The organism is Pseudoalteromonas galatheae, assembly GCF_005886105.2.
Classification (GTDB): Bacteria; Pseudomonadota; Gammaproteobacteria; order Enterobacterales; family Alteromonadaceae; genus Pseudoalteromonas; species Pseudoalteromonas galatheae.
Map to the genome: position 1 here is coordinate 1534386 of NZ_PNCO02000001.1, position 14597 is coordinate 1548982.

Here is a 14597-nt window from a genome sequence, read left to right on the forward strand (position 1 = left end):
CAGGCAATGAAAGAGTTAGTACTTTTAGCTTGGCAAGGGTTAAAGCAAAAGCCCAAACTGAGTGCACTAATGATAATCAACCTTGCAGTTGGGATCACTTTAATGTTGACTATGTCAGCCATAGTAAAACAAAGCAGTAGCGAAGTCATTGGTTATAAGGCAAACAGCTTATTTACGGCAGGCCTCAATTATTATGATGCGGTGGTAGATGTTGTCGACTTTAGACAATTTCCTCGCTGGACTTTTCAAGATGCCCAAGCACTTAAGCAAGCGGATTTATCGTACGAGCACCTATCGTTTAACTACACCACGGAGTTTATCGTTGGTCTTGCTGATAACTCAGTTAGGCCTATTAGTGTAGAGGCATCTGGTACAGATAGAGAGATGTTTAATGTACTAGATGCGCCGTTTATTTACGGTACTTCTTGGAACGAAAAAAGCCAGCAAAGTAGTGAAGCGGTGGCTGTGATCAGTAAAAACGTCAACGACCATCTATTTGGTGGGGCGAATTCTGTTGGACAGTTTATTCAAGTTCAAGGAGAACAAATACAAGTCGTGGGCGTGGTTGATTTAAGCAATTATAAACGTCGCTTCCAAGATTTGAGCTTTAGCAATAATTACAACCACGATGTTTTTATTCCGCTAAATTATGCTTATGCGCAAAACTTTCCGAGAACGGGGCAAGTAACGTGCAGAACTGACGAGTTATACACTGCAACTAACCCGAGAAGTGGCAGTATCGACATGTTGAAAAGTACTGAATGTGGTTATTTGACGGTTTGGTTCCAGTATCAAGAAGACAAGAAGACGGCGCATCTTGCAGAACTAAAAACCTGGTTAAATAACTATATCGTTAACCAACAAGAAGTTGGCCGGTTTCAACATACTAACCTTACTAGTTTTTATAGCATGGGTGAGCTGTATATTTTGATCCAGCGCTTTATGGCGTGGGAAGCCATTTATCTGACTTTTTCGTATTTATTATTTGGCATTTGTTTAGTGAATACAGTGGGGATCCTACTGGCCAAATTCCAAGCCAATCGCAAGCTTATTTCTCTTTACCGAGCCCTCGGTGCAAATCGTAGAGTGATCATGAAAATTCATTTTCTAGAAATTCTCATGCTCACGGTTGCATCTGTGCTGTTTGGTTTTGTACTAGCATTTGCAGGACTCGAGTTGATGTTCCATCTGCGTATGTATCAGACGGATTATATGGCACTTGCTGAGCAAGTACGACAAATCTATCAGTTCGATGGTGAGCTGGCACTTTGGACGACTATTGGGATTTTCTTAGCGGTGGGTCTATCTGGGTTATATCCGGTATACCGCAGTAGCCGCGTATCACCAGCTGCAGAGTTAAGGGGATAATCATGGCGATTAAACATATTTTAAAGCTGATATTAAAGCAAAAGAGCATTTCACTATTAATTATTCTACAAATCGCGATTACCGTGATGATTGTCAGCAACACGGCCTTTATCAGCTATGCAACGCTGCAAAACTGGTTAATTCCTTCAAAGCTGGAAGAGCAACAAATTCTCAATGTGACGACGCGTGTATTTGATACCTCAGTAAATGTCCAGTCACTTATCGAAAAGGATATTCAAGCGATTGAAAACGTACCGGGGGTTATTGGTGCATCTTATGCCGGTAGAGAACTGGTATTAAACAGCTTAGGCCCTGGGTGGACCATTTTTAAAGATACCCAACCAGAAACGGATTATAGCGTGTTCGGCTACTTTGGCTTAGATGAAAAGGGAGTTGATGTACTTGGGCTTGAGCTCGTTGAAGGGCGCAGGTTTTATGCCAGCGAATTTATTAAAGGCGATGAGACTACAAAAAATGCCGGCGTTATTATGATAAGTGACGACCTTGCCACGTCCTTATTTGGTGATAGCTCTGCTCTTGGAAAGTCGGTGTATATTTCAAGACAGCGTATCCCTCACCAAGTCGTTGGGGTATATAAAGGTAAAATGCTTGGTGAAAGTGCCACATATAGTCAACAACCCTACAATTCGGGAGTTGTACCTGAAGTCATCTGGGGTAACCGTCAGCGGGCCAATTATTTAGTGCGAGTAGAGGAAGGCGTATCTGAGCGCATTCTAGAAGAGGTCGAAACAGCGCTTTATCATTCTGAGGGCCGTATGGTAGAGAGAGTTGAATTTGTAGCGCGTGCTAAAAAGCGTTTGTGGGATGGCCGCAGCACCTTTGCACTCACCATGGCAGGTATAAGCGGCATCGCTTGTGTGGTCACCGCGCTCGGTATAGTCGCACTTGTCAGCTTTTCTGTTAGCCTTAGAAAGAAAGATCATGGTGTACTTCGTGCACTAGGCGCATCTAAAGGTAAAGTGATGTGGTCTTTAATTAAAGAAAATACAATTTTAGTCTGTATCGGTTTAGTGCTAGGCTTTGGTCTCTCGATTTTGCTTTACTATTTTTTGATGAATAATGTTCGAGTGCAAAGTGTGGTAGAGATACCGTTATTGGTTGGAGTAGCTATTTTTACTTGGCTTGTGAGTACATTGGCGGTGTACCTGCCTGCTAAGGAAGCCGCCAAAGTGTCGCCGGCGCAAGTAACTAAATCGAGTTAATAATAAAAACAATACAGCCCCGAAAGGGGCTAAATCTACAAATTAGGATCAAAAGCGTTCATGAGTGTATTGGTAATTGACGATAATCCGGATGTAATTCAAGCAATTAAAGTCCTCTTATTGCTCAATGATATTCAGTGTGAAGGCGTGACTTCTCCGCAGCAAGGCTTAGAGATGGTACGTAGTAAACAGTTCGACTTGGTCATTCAAGATATGAACTTTACCAGAGACACCACCAGCGGGGCAGAAGGTAAAGCCCTATATAAAGCAATCAGAGATTTAGAGCCTGATTTACCTATCATTTTATTGACCGCTTGGACAAATCTTGAAATGGCGGTGGAGCTAATTAAAGATGGTGCGGCAGACTACTTAGCCAAACCTTGGAAAGACCATAAACTCGTCACCTCAGTGAAAAACTTGCTCGAAATGCGAGAACTACAAGAACAAGTTAGTAGCGCCGCTAATCAGCGCAATACCAGATTACAGAAGCTAAAAGCGCAATACGATCTGTGTGGTGTGGTGGTAGCCGATCCTGCCATGTTGAGCTTGCTTGAAATGGCAACTCAGGTTGCCCATTCTGATGCACCAATATTGATCACAGGACCAAACGGGGCAGGTAAAGAAAAAATTGCAGAAATTGTGCAAGCCAATAGTAGCTATAAACATAAACCCTTTATTAAGGTAAATGCAGGAGCTATTCCAGCTGACCTGATTGAGGCCGAATTATTTGGGGTTGAAAGTGGTGCGTATACAGGCGCACAAAAATCGAGGGCTGGGCGCTTTGAAGCGGCTGATGGCGGGACATTATTTTTGGACGAAATTGGTAACTTGTCTTTGGCAGGGCAACAAAAATTACTGAGGGTTTTACAAAGTGGTGAGTTTGAACGCGTTGGCAGCACGATAACAAAGAGGGTGAATGTTAGGGTGATCAGTGCCACCAACAGTAATTTACCAGAGGCCATTCGGGCAGGTACTTTTAGAGAAGACTTATATTATCGTATCAATATGATTGAGTTAAAGCTGCCGCCACTATCTGAGCGAAAAGAAGATATTGCCGTGTTAGTGGATCACTTTTTGCCTAGCAATAAGAGTTTGAGTAACGCAGCTATGAAGCAGTTAAAGCATCATACTTGGCCTGGAAACGTTAGAGAGCTTGAAAACACCATAGCCCGTGCTGTGTTGCTGAGCCCCGGGCAAGAAATTGAGTGTGAGCATTTAGCAATTCAAATACCACAACATGAAGAGCCGCTTGAATATACACAAGCAGATATCGAAGCTGCATTAGACAGCGCTGATGGCGTCGTCAGTAAAGCCGCAAGAAAGCTTGGATTAAGTCGGCAAGCACTATATCGGAGAATGGAGAAATTTGGCTTAAAATGACGATATCTCTTCAAGCAGCTGTGTCTGCATGCTTATTTGTATCATTATTGGTGTTTGCGGCTATTTTATGGCTGGCAGCTTCATTTGCAATACCACTTACTCTGGCAATTCCGGTGGGGCTCCTTTTTGCAACGGTATTTGGCATTGTCGGTATCAGTTATTTTTTTTCTCGCCAACGGCGGATCATAGATTGCTTAACGGACGGGATCCGCAGTTTTAAAGATCAAGACTTCTCAGTTCAAATTACCCACTTTGAAAGCATAGAAATGTCTGACTTAATTCTGGAATATAATCGTTTATCGACGACATTAAAAAAACAGCGCCACGCTACTAGCCAAAGGGAGTTACTACTCGATACCATTTTGCAGGTGTCGCCGGTGTCGATTATATTACTCAATCAGTTTGATCAGGTTGTATATGCCAACGACAAAGCTGGGAAATTACTCAATAACAAAAAATCTTTAAGTGGCCTTGTACTTCATCATGCCATCGCGAATGCAGAGCCTAAGCTGCAAACAATTTTGCTACAAAAAGAATCCGGGTTTGTGACCTTTCAAGCCAATGATGAAAAGCAAAGCTATTACTTTTCAAGGCAGAGTATCACACTCAACCACCAGCCACATGTATTGCTAATGTGTCAAAACTTATCTAGCGAAATGAGCCGTCAAGAGGTGGGACTTTGGAAAAACGCCATTCGCCTGATAAGTCATGAGCTCAATAATTCATTAGCGCCCATTTCTTCGTTGACTAACTCCGCAAATACGATTGTTGAGCGTAGCGCTAAAGAACAAAATCATACCTTAGTCCAGTTGCTACCTGATATGCTGGCAACCATTAATCGCCGCACCGAAAACTTGAGTGAGTTTGTGGCTAAATATAGCGAATTTGCAAGATTACCGGCTCCTAATATTTCAGAGCAACCCTTGCAGCCCTTACTTGATACCGTTGGTAAGCTTTATGACTTTACTTCGCTGGCACCACTTCCTGTGGAGCGCGCTTTTTTTGATCCCATACAGGTAGAGCAGGTGATGATTAATTTGGTTAAAAACGCCCATGAGTCAGGATCTAAAATAGATGAAATAGGCGTGAAGCTGCTGGTTAATTATCAACGCCTGATAGTCGTGGTTGTTGATAGAGGTGTAGGAATGGAAGAAGAAAAGCTAGCAAACGCAGTACTGCCATTCTTTTCTACTAAACCAAGTGGCACAGGGATAGGGCTGAGTATTTGTAATGAAGTCGCCATTGCCCACGGTGGACAACTTAAGCTATTTAATCGCGAAAAGGGCGGACTAATGGTGCAGTTTGATCTACCCCTCGTTGCACCAAAAACATAGTATTGTCATTGTACTAACCCATATCGAGTAGGCGCAGATCCACCCAGCGTTTTTTGATTCCGCATTTCGGGTGGGAGCGGGTTCACCCCGCGATCTTTTTGGTTTTAATGCCGTACCTTAGGGGCGGAAATCCTGTGTCGTGATAAATCACGACCTACAAATAACAAGCTTCACAAATTTATTTGGTTGATCTCATTTTTTGCTAAATCTATATCGGGTGGGAGCGGGTTCACCCCGCGATCTTTTTGCCTCTAATGCTGCACTCTAAGCCGCGGAAATCTTTTTGTCGTGATAAATCACGACCTACCAGTCAGCTGCGCTGCTAAAGCAAATATTGTCCTAAAAGCTCAATTTCTGGTGGGAGCGGGTTCACCCCGCGATCTTTTTGGCTCTAATGCCGCACTTTAAGCCGCGGGAATCTTTGTGCCCAGATAAATCACGACCCACAGATATTATCGTTTGAGCGCATATCTATCGACAGGCAAAGGCAGAGCAGCGATACTCAAGCATGTTGACCATACAGGGAAATGAACTTGAACGCGCAAACTCAAACCAAAAATCACTTTTTACTCTTCGCAGGTGTGTGTACAGCCATTGCGGCAGTGGCGCATGTAGGCTGCATTATCTTCGGTGCACCTTGGTATCGATTTTTTGGTGCCGGTGAGGAAATGGCTACTATGGCCGAGCAAGGGCTTATTTATCCTCACCTAATCACTGCCGTTATCGCTACGATTTTACTGCTCTGGTCATGCTATGCGTTTTCAGGAGCGAAACGGATCCGACAATTACCTTTGATGAAAATCGCCCTATGTGTAATAAGTGCAATCTTTTTAATTAGGGGAATTGGCTTTGTTTTTATCATGCCAGCCATCCCAGATAACAGCATGACGTTTTGGTGGGTGAGCTCCTCAATTTGCTTGGTAATAGGTGGCGCTTACGCGCTTGGAACCAAAAAGGCATGGTCACAAATCTAACCGTTTTAAAAGCTAGCACTTCAGGTGCTAGCTTTTTGTTCAGATTAGGCAGTTAACCTTATTCATTCAGTGCTGTTCTAACACCGGCTTCAAGTTCTTCATGAACAGATTTAAATAACCCAAGTTGGCGTTCTATGATATGTTCAGGTACACCCGCCATCGCGCGTGCTATGTTGCCGTACAAGCGCTGCTTTTGGGCATCATCAAATAGGCAATATAGAGCACGAGGCTGTGAAAAATCATCATTGTCTTTGCGGTGGTCGTATCTATCCGCCATTCCCTCAAGTTCAAGAGCAGGGCGTTTATACTCTGGATTCTCTTTTGGGCCTCCCATCGAGTTAGGCTCGTAATAAGCATCTTCGTTACCACCGGGTTCATTGTTAAAGAACCGCATTGCACCGTCTTTGTGGTAATGATGCACAGGGCATTTTGGGCGATTAACAGGTAATGCCTCATAATGCGTACCGAGTCGGTAGCGGTGAGCATCTGCATAGGAGAAAATGCGTGCTTGCAACATTTTATCCGGAGAAAATCCAATGCCAGATACCACGTTAGACGGACTAAATGCGGCTTGTTCTATCTCAGCAAAATAATTGTCTGGTACGCGATTTAATTCGAGTGTGCCAACATTGATGAGTGGAAAGTCGCCATGCGGCCAGACTTTGGTTAAATCAAACGGATTGTGTTGGAATTGTTTTGCTTGTGCTTCAGTCATCACCTGAATTTTCATATCCCATTTCGGATAATTTCCGCGCTCTATGGCCTCAAGCAAGTCCTCTTGAAAGCTCTCTCTGCTTTCGCCAATTACCGTTTTAGACTCTTCATCAGTATGATGCTGGTGGCCTTGTTGGGTTTTCATATGAAACTTTACCCAAACTCTTTGATCCTCTTCATTGATCAAACTAAAGGTATGTGAGCCATAACCGTTCATGTGCCTTACATCCGTTGGCAAGCCACGGTCAGACATTAAAATTAATACTTGATGCAGGCTTTCCGGTGACAGAGACCAAAAGTCCCATTGTGCGGTGTTGGAGCGTAGGTTGGTTTTAGGGTGGCGTTTTTGGGTGTGAATAAAATCTGGGAATTTATACGGATCACGAACAAAAAATACGGGGGTATTATTGCCAACTAGATCCCAGTTTCCTTCTTCAGTATAAAACTTTATCGAGAAACCTCTTACGTCACGCTCCGCATCGGCAGCCCCTTTTTCTCCGGCTACCGTTGAAAAGCGCATCAGAATGTCGGTTTGCTTACCAACCTCAGCAAATAGCTTTGCCTTGGTATATCGGCTTATATCGTTTGTTACTGTAAATGTTCCAAACGCCCCCCATCCCTTAGCATGAACGGTACGTTCTGGAATACGCTCTCTATTTTGATGCGCCAGTTTTTCGATTAACTGGTAATCTTCAACCAATAAGGGGCCTCTAGGACCTGCTGTAAGGCTATTTTGATTATCGGCGATTGGATTACCAGCTGTGGTGGTTAATGGACACTTGGTCATTGCTCGTTTCCTTCAAATAAAATTTAGAAACTAACAGCAAGAATTAAACCAAAGAAAAAATTCAATTTAAACAATTGGTTGAGTAATAGCTTAGTGGTGGGTGTGATTTTTACAGAGCAAAGTTTTCAAAAGCGTTGTAAGAGCTACGTAAGTGGTGAGCTAGGATATTGCTCACCACTTACTCATCTTAGTTACTGAGATTCGGCAAATGCATCAAGTTCACTTTCCATTTGCTCTCGCATTTTGAACTTTTGTAGTTTGCCTGTGACCGTCATCGGATAATTTTCAACGAGCTTGATATGTTTTGGTACTTTGAAATAGGCGAGTTTATCTTTTAAAAAGATACGAATATCTTCCTCCGAAATATAATGATTGGGCTTAAGTTGAACCCAAGCACATACCTCTTCACCGTATTTGTCATCTTTAATCCCAAATACCGCAGCATCTTGAATATCATGATGATGATAAAGTACCTCTTCAATTTCTCTAGGATAAATATTCTCGCCACCGCGAATGATCATGTCTTTTATGCGGCCGACGATGCTAACGAAACCTTCGTCGTCCATTACCCCTAAATCGCCAGAATGTAGCCAGCCATCGTCATCAATGGTTGCTGCCGTTTTTTTAGGGTCTTGCCAATATCCTTTCATTACGCAATATCCACGAGCACATACTTCACCAGGCGTACCTATTGGGGCAATATGTCCGAGCTCATCAATAATTTTTACCTCGGTATGTGGCATAGCGCGACCAACTGTCTGTACGCGTTTCTCAACAGGCGAGTCTATTTCGGTAATATTGTTGATTGGGCTGCACTCGGTTTGCCCATAACCAATGAGTACATCGGTCATATGCATTTGGGTTTGAACTTGGCGCATGACCTTTTCTGGACAGGTCGAACCTGCCATCACTCCAGTGCGCAGCGAAGACAAATCAAACTGCGTAAAGTCTGGGTGTTCTAATTGTGCGATAAACATAGTCGGCACACCGTGAAGTCCGGTGCATTTTTCTCGTTCAACAACTTGTAAAGTGATAAGTGGATCAAAGCTATCGTTAGGGAATACAGCGCACGCCCCTTTACTGATACAAACGAGATTACCTAGCACCATGCCAAAACAATGATAAAGTGGTACGGGAATACAAAGCTTGTCTTGCTCCGTGAGCTTCATGGCATTGGCGACGAGTAATCCGTTATTGAGGATATTATTGTGGGTGAGGGTGGCGCCTTTTGGGTTACCAGTGGTACCTGAAGTAAATTGAATATTGATAGCGTCACTGGCGCTGAGGTTGGCAGCAATTGCAGTTGCCTCAAGATAGTGGGCATCGTTTGCTTTAGATAACAAGGTGCTGAAATTCATCAGGCCCGGTTCAATATCGTCGTCAATCAGCACAATCTGCTTGAGCGATGGTAGACGCTTTGAACATAGTTCGCCAAACATGCTGTCATAGGACTCTGGAGCCAGCTCTCTTATCATGTCTACATAATGACTGTGTTTAAATGATTTCGCCATGATTAGCATTTTACATTCAACATTATTTAGCACGTATTCAAGCTCGCTCGGGCGGTAGGCGGGGTTAATGCACACCATGACCGCGCCAATTTTTGCGGTTGCGAATTGCACAAGACTCCATTCGAAATTGTTTGGTGACCAAATTCCAACTCTATCCCCTGGCTTTATTCCCACAGCTAAAAGGCTTGCGGCAAGTTGATTGATTTTTTCGAGGTACTCACGATAATTTAAGCGAACTGATTGATGAGAAACAACTATGGCTTCTTTTTCAGGATAATTGTCGACAATGCGCTCTAAATATTGCCCTATAGTGAGTTGAGTTAATGGTTCTGCTTGGGGGCCTTTGAAGTAACTCTTTGTAAGTGCTTTTACATTTAAAGTTTGGCTCTTTGTTGTCATGTCTTGTCCTTGCTGTTGATCTCTAGTTTTTATCATTATGCTTTATCAGTGATAACTTAATTGTCGACAAAATCAAGTGCGATTGGACGAAAAGCATAAAATTACGACTAATGGATAGTGATAAAATGTGTGATGGCGAGAGAGTGGAAAGGTGGTAGTAGCTTTATCAGACATATAAAAAACGCCTGAAAATTCAGGCGTTTTGTGGTTTAACTTAAGGGATGTTGTTAAGCTAATCCTTCATCTGTATCGACATGCTCATCTTTATGATGCTTCGCGATTTCATCTGAAAGTTCTTGTTTAGAACGCTTCTCTGACATCCGTCTTGCCATTAGCCAATAGAAGAACAGTGGCAAGAAGAATACTGCGAGGAAGGTCGCCGAGAGCATACCACCCATTACGCCAGTACCCACACTGTGTCTTGCTCCTGCGCCAGCTCCTGAACTCATCACCAGTGGAACAACACCGAGTATGAAAGCAAGTGAAGTCATGATAATAGGTCTAAAACGCAGTCTTGCCGCTTCAAGGGCTGCGGTTGCCGGACTCCACCCTTCTTGATACTTCATGAGTGCGTACTCGACAATAAGAATGGCATTTTTACTGGCAAGGCCAAGTAGGGTAACCAAACCGATTTGGAAGTAAACGTCGTTGGTTAGCCCAGCGATCCAGATTGAGACCAATGCACCAAAAGTACCAAACGGCAGCGCTAACATAACTGAGAATGGCAATGACCAGCGCTCATAGAGTGCTGCGAGGATCAAAAATACCATGATCACAGCCATACCTAGAGCAATACCGGTTGTGCCAGAGTTTTGCTTTTCTTGGAATGCAGAACCCGTCCACTCGTACGTCATGTCTGGTGGTAGCACTTTGTTGGCGATACGCTCAAATTCTGCGATAGCTTGACCTGAGCTATAACCAGGTGCAGCTTCGCCCATTAGCTTCACAGCTGATAGGTTATTGTAACGATTCATGGTTTCTGGACCGCGACTATACTCAACATCCGTAAATGCCGAAATTGGTACCATTTCGCCGCGATTGTTTTTCACGTATATACGTCCAACATCTTCCGGTGTCATTCTAAACTCGGCTTCTGCTGACATAATCACCTGCCATGCACGACCAAACTTATTGAAGTCGTTGACGTAGTAGTTACCTAAATTGGCTGCAAGTGCGTTAAACGCAGAATTAATATTAACCCCCATGGCACGCGCTTGTTCACGATCCATATGCACCTTTAGCTGTGGTGCATCAGGACGCCATAGCGTTTGAATGCCAGTAAGGATAGGGCTCTTCTGCGCCTCAGCCATGATCATCTGCATACCTTGCTTCAATTTAGCAGGATCAGAGCCGCCTTTATTTTGCAAGAAGACTTCAAATCCGCCTGTTGTACCCAAGCCGAAAATTGGTGGTGGGTTAAACGCTAGCACTAGTGCTTCATTAATATGCGCAGTTTTCATAAATAACTCACCAACAAGTTCTTTCGCCGACACATCACGTTCATCCCAATGTGTCTGCGTCACGAACATAGTCGCAGCGCTATTTTTGAAGCCACCACCGATGAAATCCATCCCCGTAAACGCCACGACGTTTTCGTTAGCTGGGTTTGATTTTGCAGCAGCAATTACTTCATCTGCCACTTTAGCGGTGCGCTCTAGTGAAGAACCATCAGGCAAGAACACAGCAATCATGTAGTAACCTTGATCTTCATCAGGTACTAAAGAGCTTGGCGTTTTTTGCCATAAGAATACCGTAGCACCAATCATGGCTGCCATTAGTGTTAGGCCCACAAAACCACGGCGGACCATAAAGCTAACCGCGCCAACATAGCGTCCGGTTACACGATGGAACCAGTCATTGAACCACAAGAAAAACTTGGCATCTTGTTTATGCTCGTGCTTAAGCAGCAATACACAAAGTGCTGGTGTCATCGTCAATGCAACCACACCGGATAAACTTACAGAGATGGAGATTGTGATCGCAAATTGGCGGAATAGTTCGCCTGTTAACCCGCCTAGGAAAGCGATAGGTACAAACACTGAACACAATACCAATACAATCGCGACTACGGGGCCGCTTACTTCCTGCATCGCTTTAACCGCTGCTTCTCTAGCCTGCAAGCCTTGCTCATGCATGATCCGCTCGACATTCTCAAGTACTACAATGGCGTCATCTACCACGATACCAATCGATAACACCATGCCGAACAGCGTAAGGGTGTTAATCGAGTAACCGAGCATATAGAGACCTGCAAATGTACCAAGTAACGAGACCGGAACTGCAAGCGTTGGAATTAGCGTTGCGCGCCAGTTTTGCAAGAACAGGTAAACCACTAAGAATACCAAGATCATTGCTTCACCAAGCGTTTTTAACACCTCTCGAATTGAGACTTCTACAAAGCGTGTGGTGTCGTAAGAGTTTACGTGAGCAAGACCAGTAGGGAACTGAGGTTTGATCTGTTCAATTTCAGCCTCTACTGCTTTAGCTACGTCAAGCGCATTCGCGCCCGGTTGCAAGAATACACCGAGTAATACCGCTTCCTTACCGTTAATAGTACCTTGGAAGTTATAGTCTTTTGAGCCAAGCTCTACGCGAGCAACATCCTTAAGGCGCAGTGTTGAGCCATCAGGGTTTGCACGAACGATGATATTTTCGAACTCTTCAGCCGTCGATAAACGTCCTTTTGCAGTAACACTGTAAACTAGCGATTGCGCGTCTTGAGAAGTTGGAGTGGCACCAATACTACCCGCCGCATATTGAGAGTTTTGCTCTCTAATTGCGCCTGAAATTTCATCTGCTGTGACTTGCAGTTGACTCATAATATCCGGACGTAGCCAAATACGCATGGCGTAGTCTTTGGCACCAAAGATTTGCACGTTAGTCGTCCCTGGAATACGCTTGACGCGGTCAAGAATATTCATGGTGACATAGTTAGATGTCCAGAGACTATCTCGAGTTCCATCTGGTGAATAAAACGCATGCACTTGCAAGAAGTTAGAAGAGGTCTTTTGAACCACCACGCCTTGGCGTCTTGTTTCTTCAGGGAGACGAGCTTCTACTTGCTTCACACGGTTATTAACATCGACAGCGGCCTGATCAACATCTGTTCCTATCTCAAAAGTTACTGCAATAGTTGTTACTCCTGAGTTAGTACTGGTTGATGTCATATACATCATACCTTCAACACCGGTAATCGCGTTCTCGATGGGGGTTGCAACAGTTTGTTCCAATACATCTGCTGATGCACCTGGGTATACCGCACGTACTTCAACTTGAGGTGGTGCGATTTCGGGATACTGTGCAACTGGTAAACTGCGCATTGCAGCAAGACCTGCGAGCACTATCACGATAGAAATAACAAAGGCGAAAATAGGCCTGTTAATGAAGTATTTGGAGAACATCAGATTATTCCCCTTGCTCGCTCACAGACACCGGCATGCCAGGAAAAAAGATCCTCGCCATACCTTCAACAATAACGGGTTGTCCTTCTTTTAGGCCTTCGCGAATAACCCACATATTTTCACCATTAAGCTTGACCCATTCACCAACTTTGACAGGTGCGGGCAGAGCGACTGTTGTGCCTTGTTCATTTTTAGTGGCAATATACACAAATTTACCCGTGCCATTATCTAGTACCGCTCTTTGCGGCAGAACAATAGCGTTATTGCGTACTGCACCTGAGAGCTTAACTCGCACAAATTGGCCAGGCCTTAGTTCGCCGTTTTCATTAGGGATACGAGCTTGTAACTCACTGGTACCCGTAAAGCGGTTTACGCGAACGTCGCTAAAGTTTACTTTACCCGCTTGTCCGTAAAGCGAACCATCTTGCAGAATAATTGTGGTATCAAACTCATTATGTTCTGGCAGGGCTAAGGAGCCGTTTTCCACATCTTGGCGCATTGCCAATTGCTCACGCTCGGAAAAGCCAAATCGAGCGCGAATCGTGCTGATATCGGTAAGTTCGGTTAAAAGTACACTTGGACCAGAAACGTAGCTACCTTCTGACATCAGTTCGCGACCGACAATCCCAGATACTGGCGCTTCAACTTTGGCATATTCAAGATCCAGCTTAGCTTCACTCAACGCGACTTTTGCAGATTCTAAATTCGCAACTGCAATATCGTAAGCAGACACTGAATTGTCAAAGTCGCGCTTTGACACTGAGCGTTCGTTCTTTAAACGCTCAAGTCTCTCACTTTCTCGCTTAGTTTGGTCAACGTTTGCTTTCGCTGCCTGAAGTGCTGCTTGCGCTTTATCTACAGCTAATTCAAATGGTTTAAGCTCAATGGTAAATAGCGAATGACCAGCTTTTACAAACTGACCTTCCTCAAAGTTGCGAGATTCGATGATCCCAGAAACCCGAGAACGAATTTCTACTTCTTTATCACCCGCGAGAGTGGCTGGAAGTTCGATATCGAAAGGCACTGATTGAGTAGTAACTTGTTGTACACTCACTTGCGCAGGTGGCATTGCTTGCCCTCCTTGCTGTGGTGCTTCTGAACACGCAGACAAAGTGCCTAACGTGAGCATTAAAAAAGATAGGTGTTTAACACGACTGCGTATTGATGCTGGATACATGAACACTCCAATTCCTATATTATCATTTTATGCTGCCCCGACTTTGACGGGGAACTACCTTGCAATTTGCCTTTTATAACGCACACTCAACTGGATGCAATCAGTCAAGTGAGTTCATTTCATACCTTAACCACACCAAAGTAAAGGCTATTTGTTCGACAATTAAACAAGTAAACGGTAGTGTATACTTAAAGAAATAAAAGGTAAACGGTTGCGTGTACTTTTCTTCGGTTTAGGTATACGATCATGTGTACTTTTTATTAACGACTTTATTGATTAAAATAAAGGGAATGTTGATTTATTACGAAGAAGGCTTATCTAGAGATAGA

Annotated in this window: 9 protein-coding genes; 5 read left to right on the top strand and 4 right to left on the bottom strand. The window is 43.9% G+C overall.

What is annotated here, in order from left to right:
- The first annotated feature begins 6 nt into the window (after window positions 1–6).
- The 5 genes from CWC29_RS06685 to CWC29_RS06705 all read left to right on the top strand — a co-directional run bounded on the left by CWC29_RS06685 (window position 7) and on the right by CWC29_RS06705 (window position 6279).
- Window positions 7–1368 carry an ABC transporter permease gene (locus tag CWC29_RS06685; RefSeq protein ID WP_138522212.1) on the top strand — a complete coding sequence of 454 codons (1362 nt, stop codon included), beginning with the start codon at window positions 7–9 and terminating at the stop codon, window positions 1366–1368.
- A gap of 2 nt (window positions 1369–1370) precedes the next feature.
- A complete protein-coding gene (locus CWC29_RS06690) occupies window positions 1371–2591 on the top strand; it encodes an ABC transporter permease (protein WP_128728218.1) in 1221 nt (406 codons plus the stop codon).
- 60 nt (window positions 2592–2651) lie between these two features.
- Window positions 2652–3971: a sigma-54-dependent transcriptional regulator gene (locus CWC29_RS06695; RefSeq protein ID WP_138522210.1), complete on the top strand. Its 1320-nt coding sequence runs from the start codon at window positions 2652–2654 to the stop codon at window positions 3969–3971.
- On the top strand, window positions 3968–5305 hold the full coding sequence (locus CWC29_RS06700) for a sensor histidine kinase (RefSeq protein WP_138522208.1): 1338 nt from the start codon (window positions 3968–3970) through the stop codon (window positions 5303–5305). The genes CWC29_RS06695 and CWC29_RS06700 overlap by 4 nt, the downstream gene beginning before the upstream one ends.
- A gap of 527 nt (window positions 5306–5832) precedes the next feature.
- Window positions 5833–6279, top strand: coding sequence for a hypothetical protein (locus CWC29_RS06705; RefSeq protein ID WP_138522206.1), 447 nt, complete (start codon window positions 5833–5835; stop codon window positions 6277–6279).
- 58 nt (window positions 6280–6337) lie between these two features.
- On the opposite strand, the gene CWC29_RS06710 is transcribed toward CWC29_RS06705, so the two are convergent.
- The 4 genes from CWC29_RS06710 to CWC29_RS06725 form a co-directional block, all read right to left on the bottom strand.
- Complete coding sequence (locus tag CWC29_RS06710) at window positions 6338–7780, bottom strand: catalase (RefSeq protein WP_138522204.1); 1443 nt, start codon at window positions 7778–7780, stop codon at window positions 6338–6340.
- A 191-nt stretch (window positions 7781–7971) separates the two neighbouring features.
- Window positions 7972–9690 carry an AMP-binding protein gene (locus CWC29_RS06715; protein WP_138522202.1) on the bottom strand — a complete coding sequence of 573 codons (1719 nt, stop codon included), beginning with the start codon at window positions 9688–9690 and terminating at the stop codon, window positions 7972–7974.
- A gap of 227 nt (window positions 9691–9917) precedes the next feature.
- A complete protein-coding gene (locus CWC29_RS06720; protein WP_128728212.1) occupies window positions 9918–13091 on the bottom strand; it encodes an efflux RND transporter permease subunit in 3174 nt (1057 codons plus the stop codon).
- 4 nt (window positions 13092–13095) lie between these two features.
- On the bottom strand, window positions 13096–14268 hold the full coding sequence (locus CWC29_RS06725) for an efflux RND transporter periplasmic adaptor subunit (protein WP_138522200.1): 1173 nt from the start codon (window positions 14266–14268) through the stop codon (window positions 13096–13098).
- Window positions 14269–14597 lie beyond the last annotated feature (329 nt).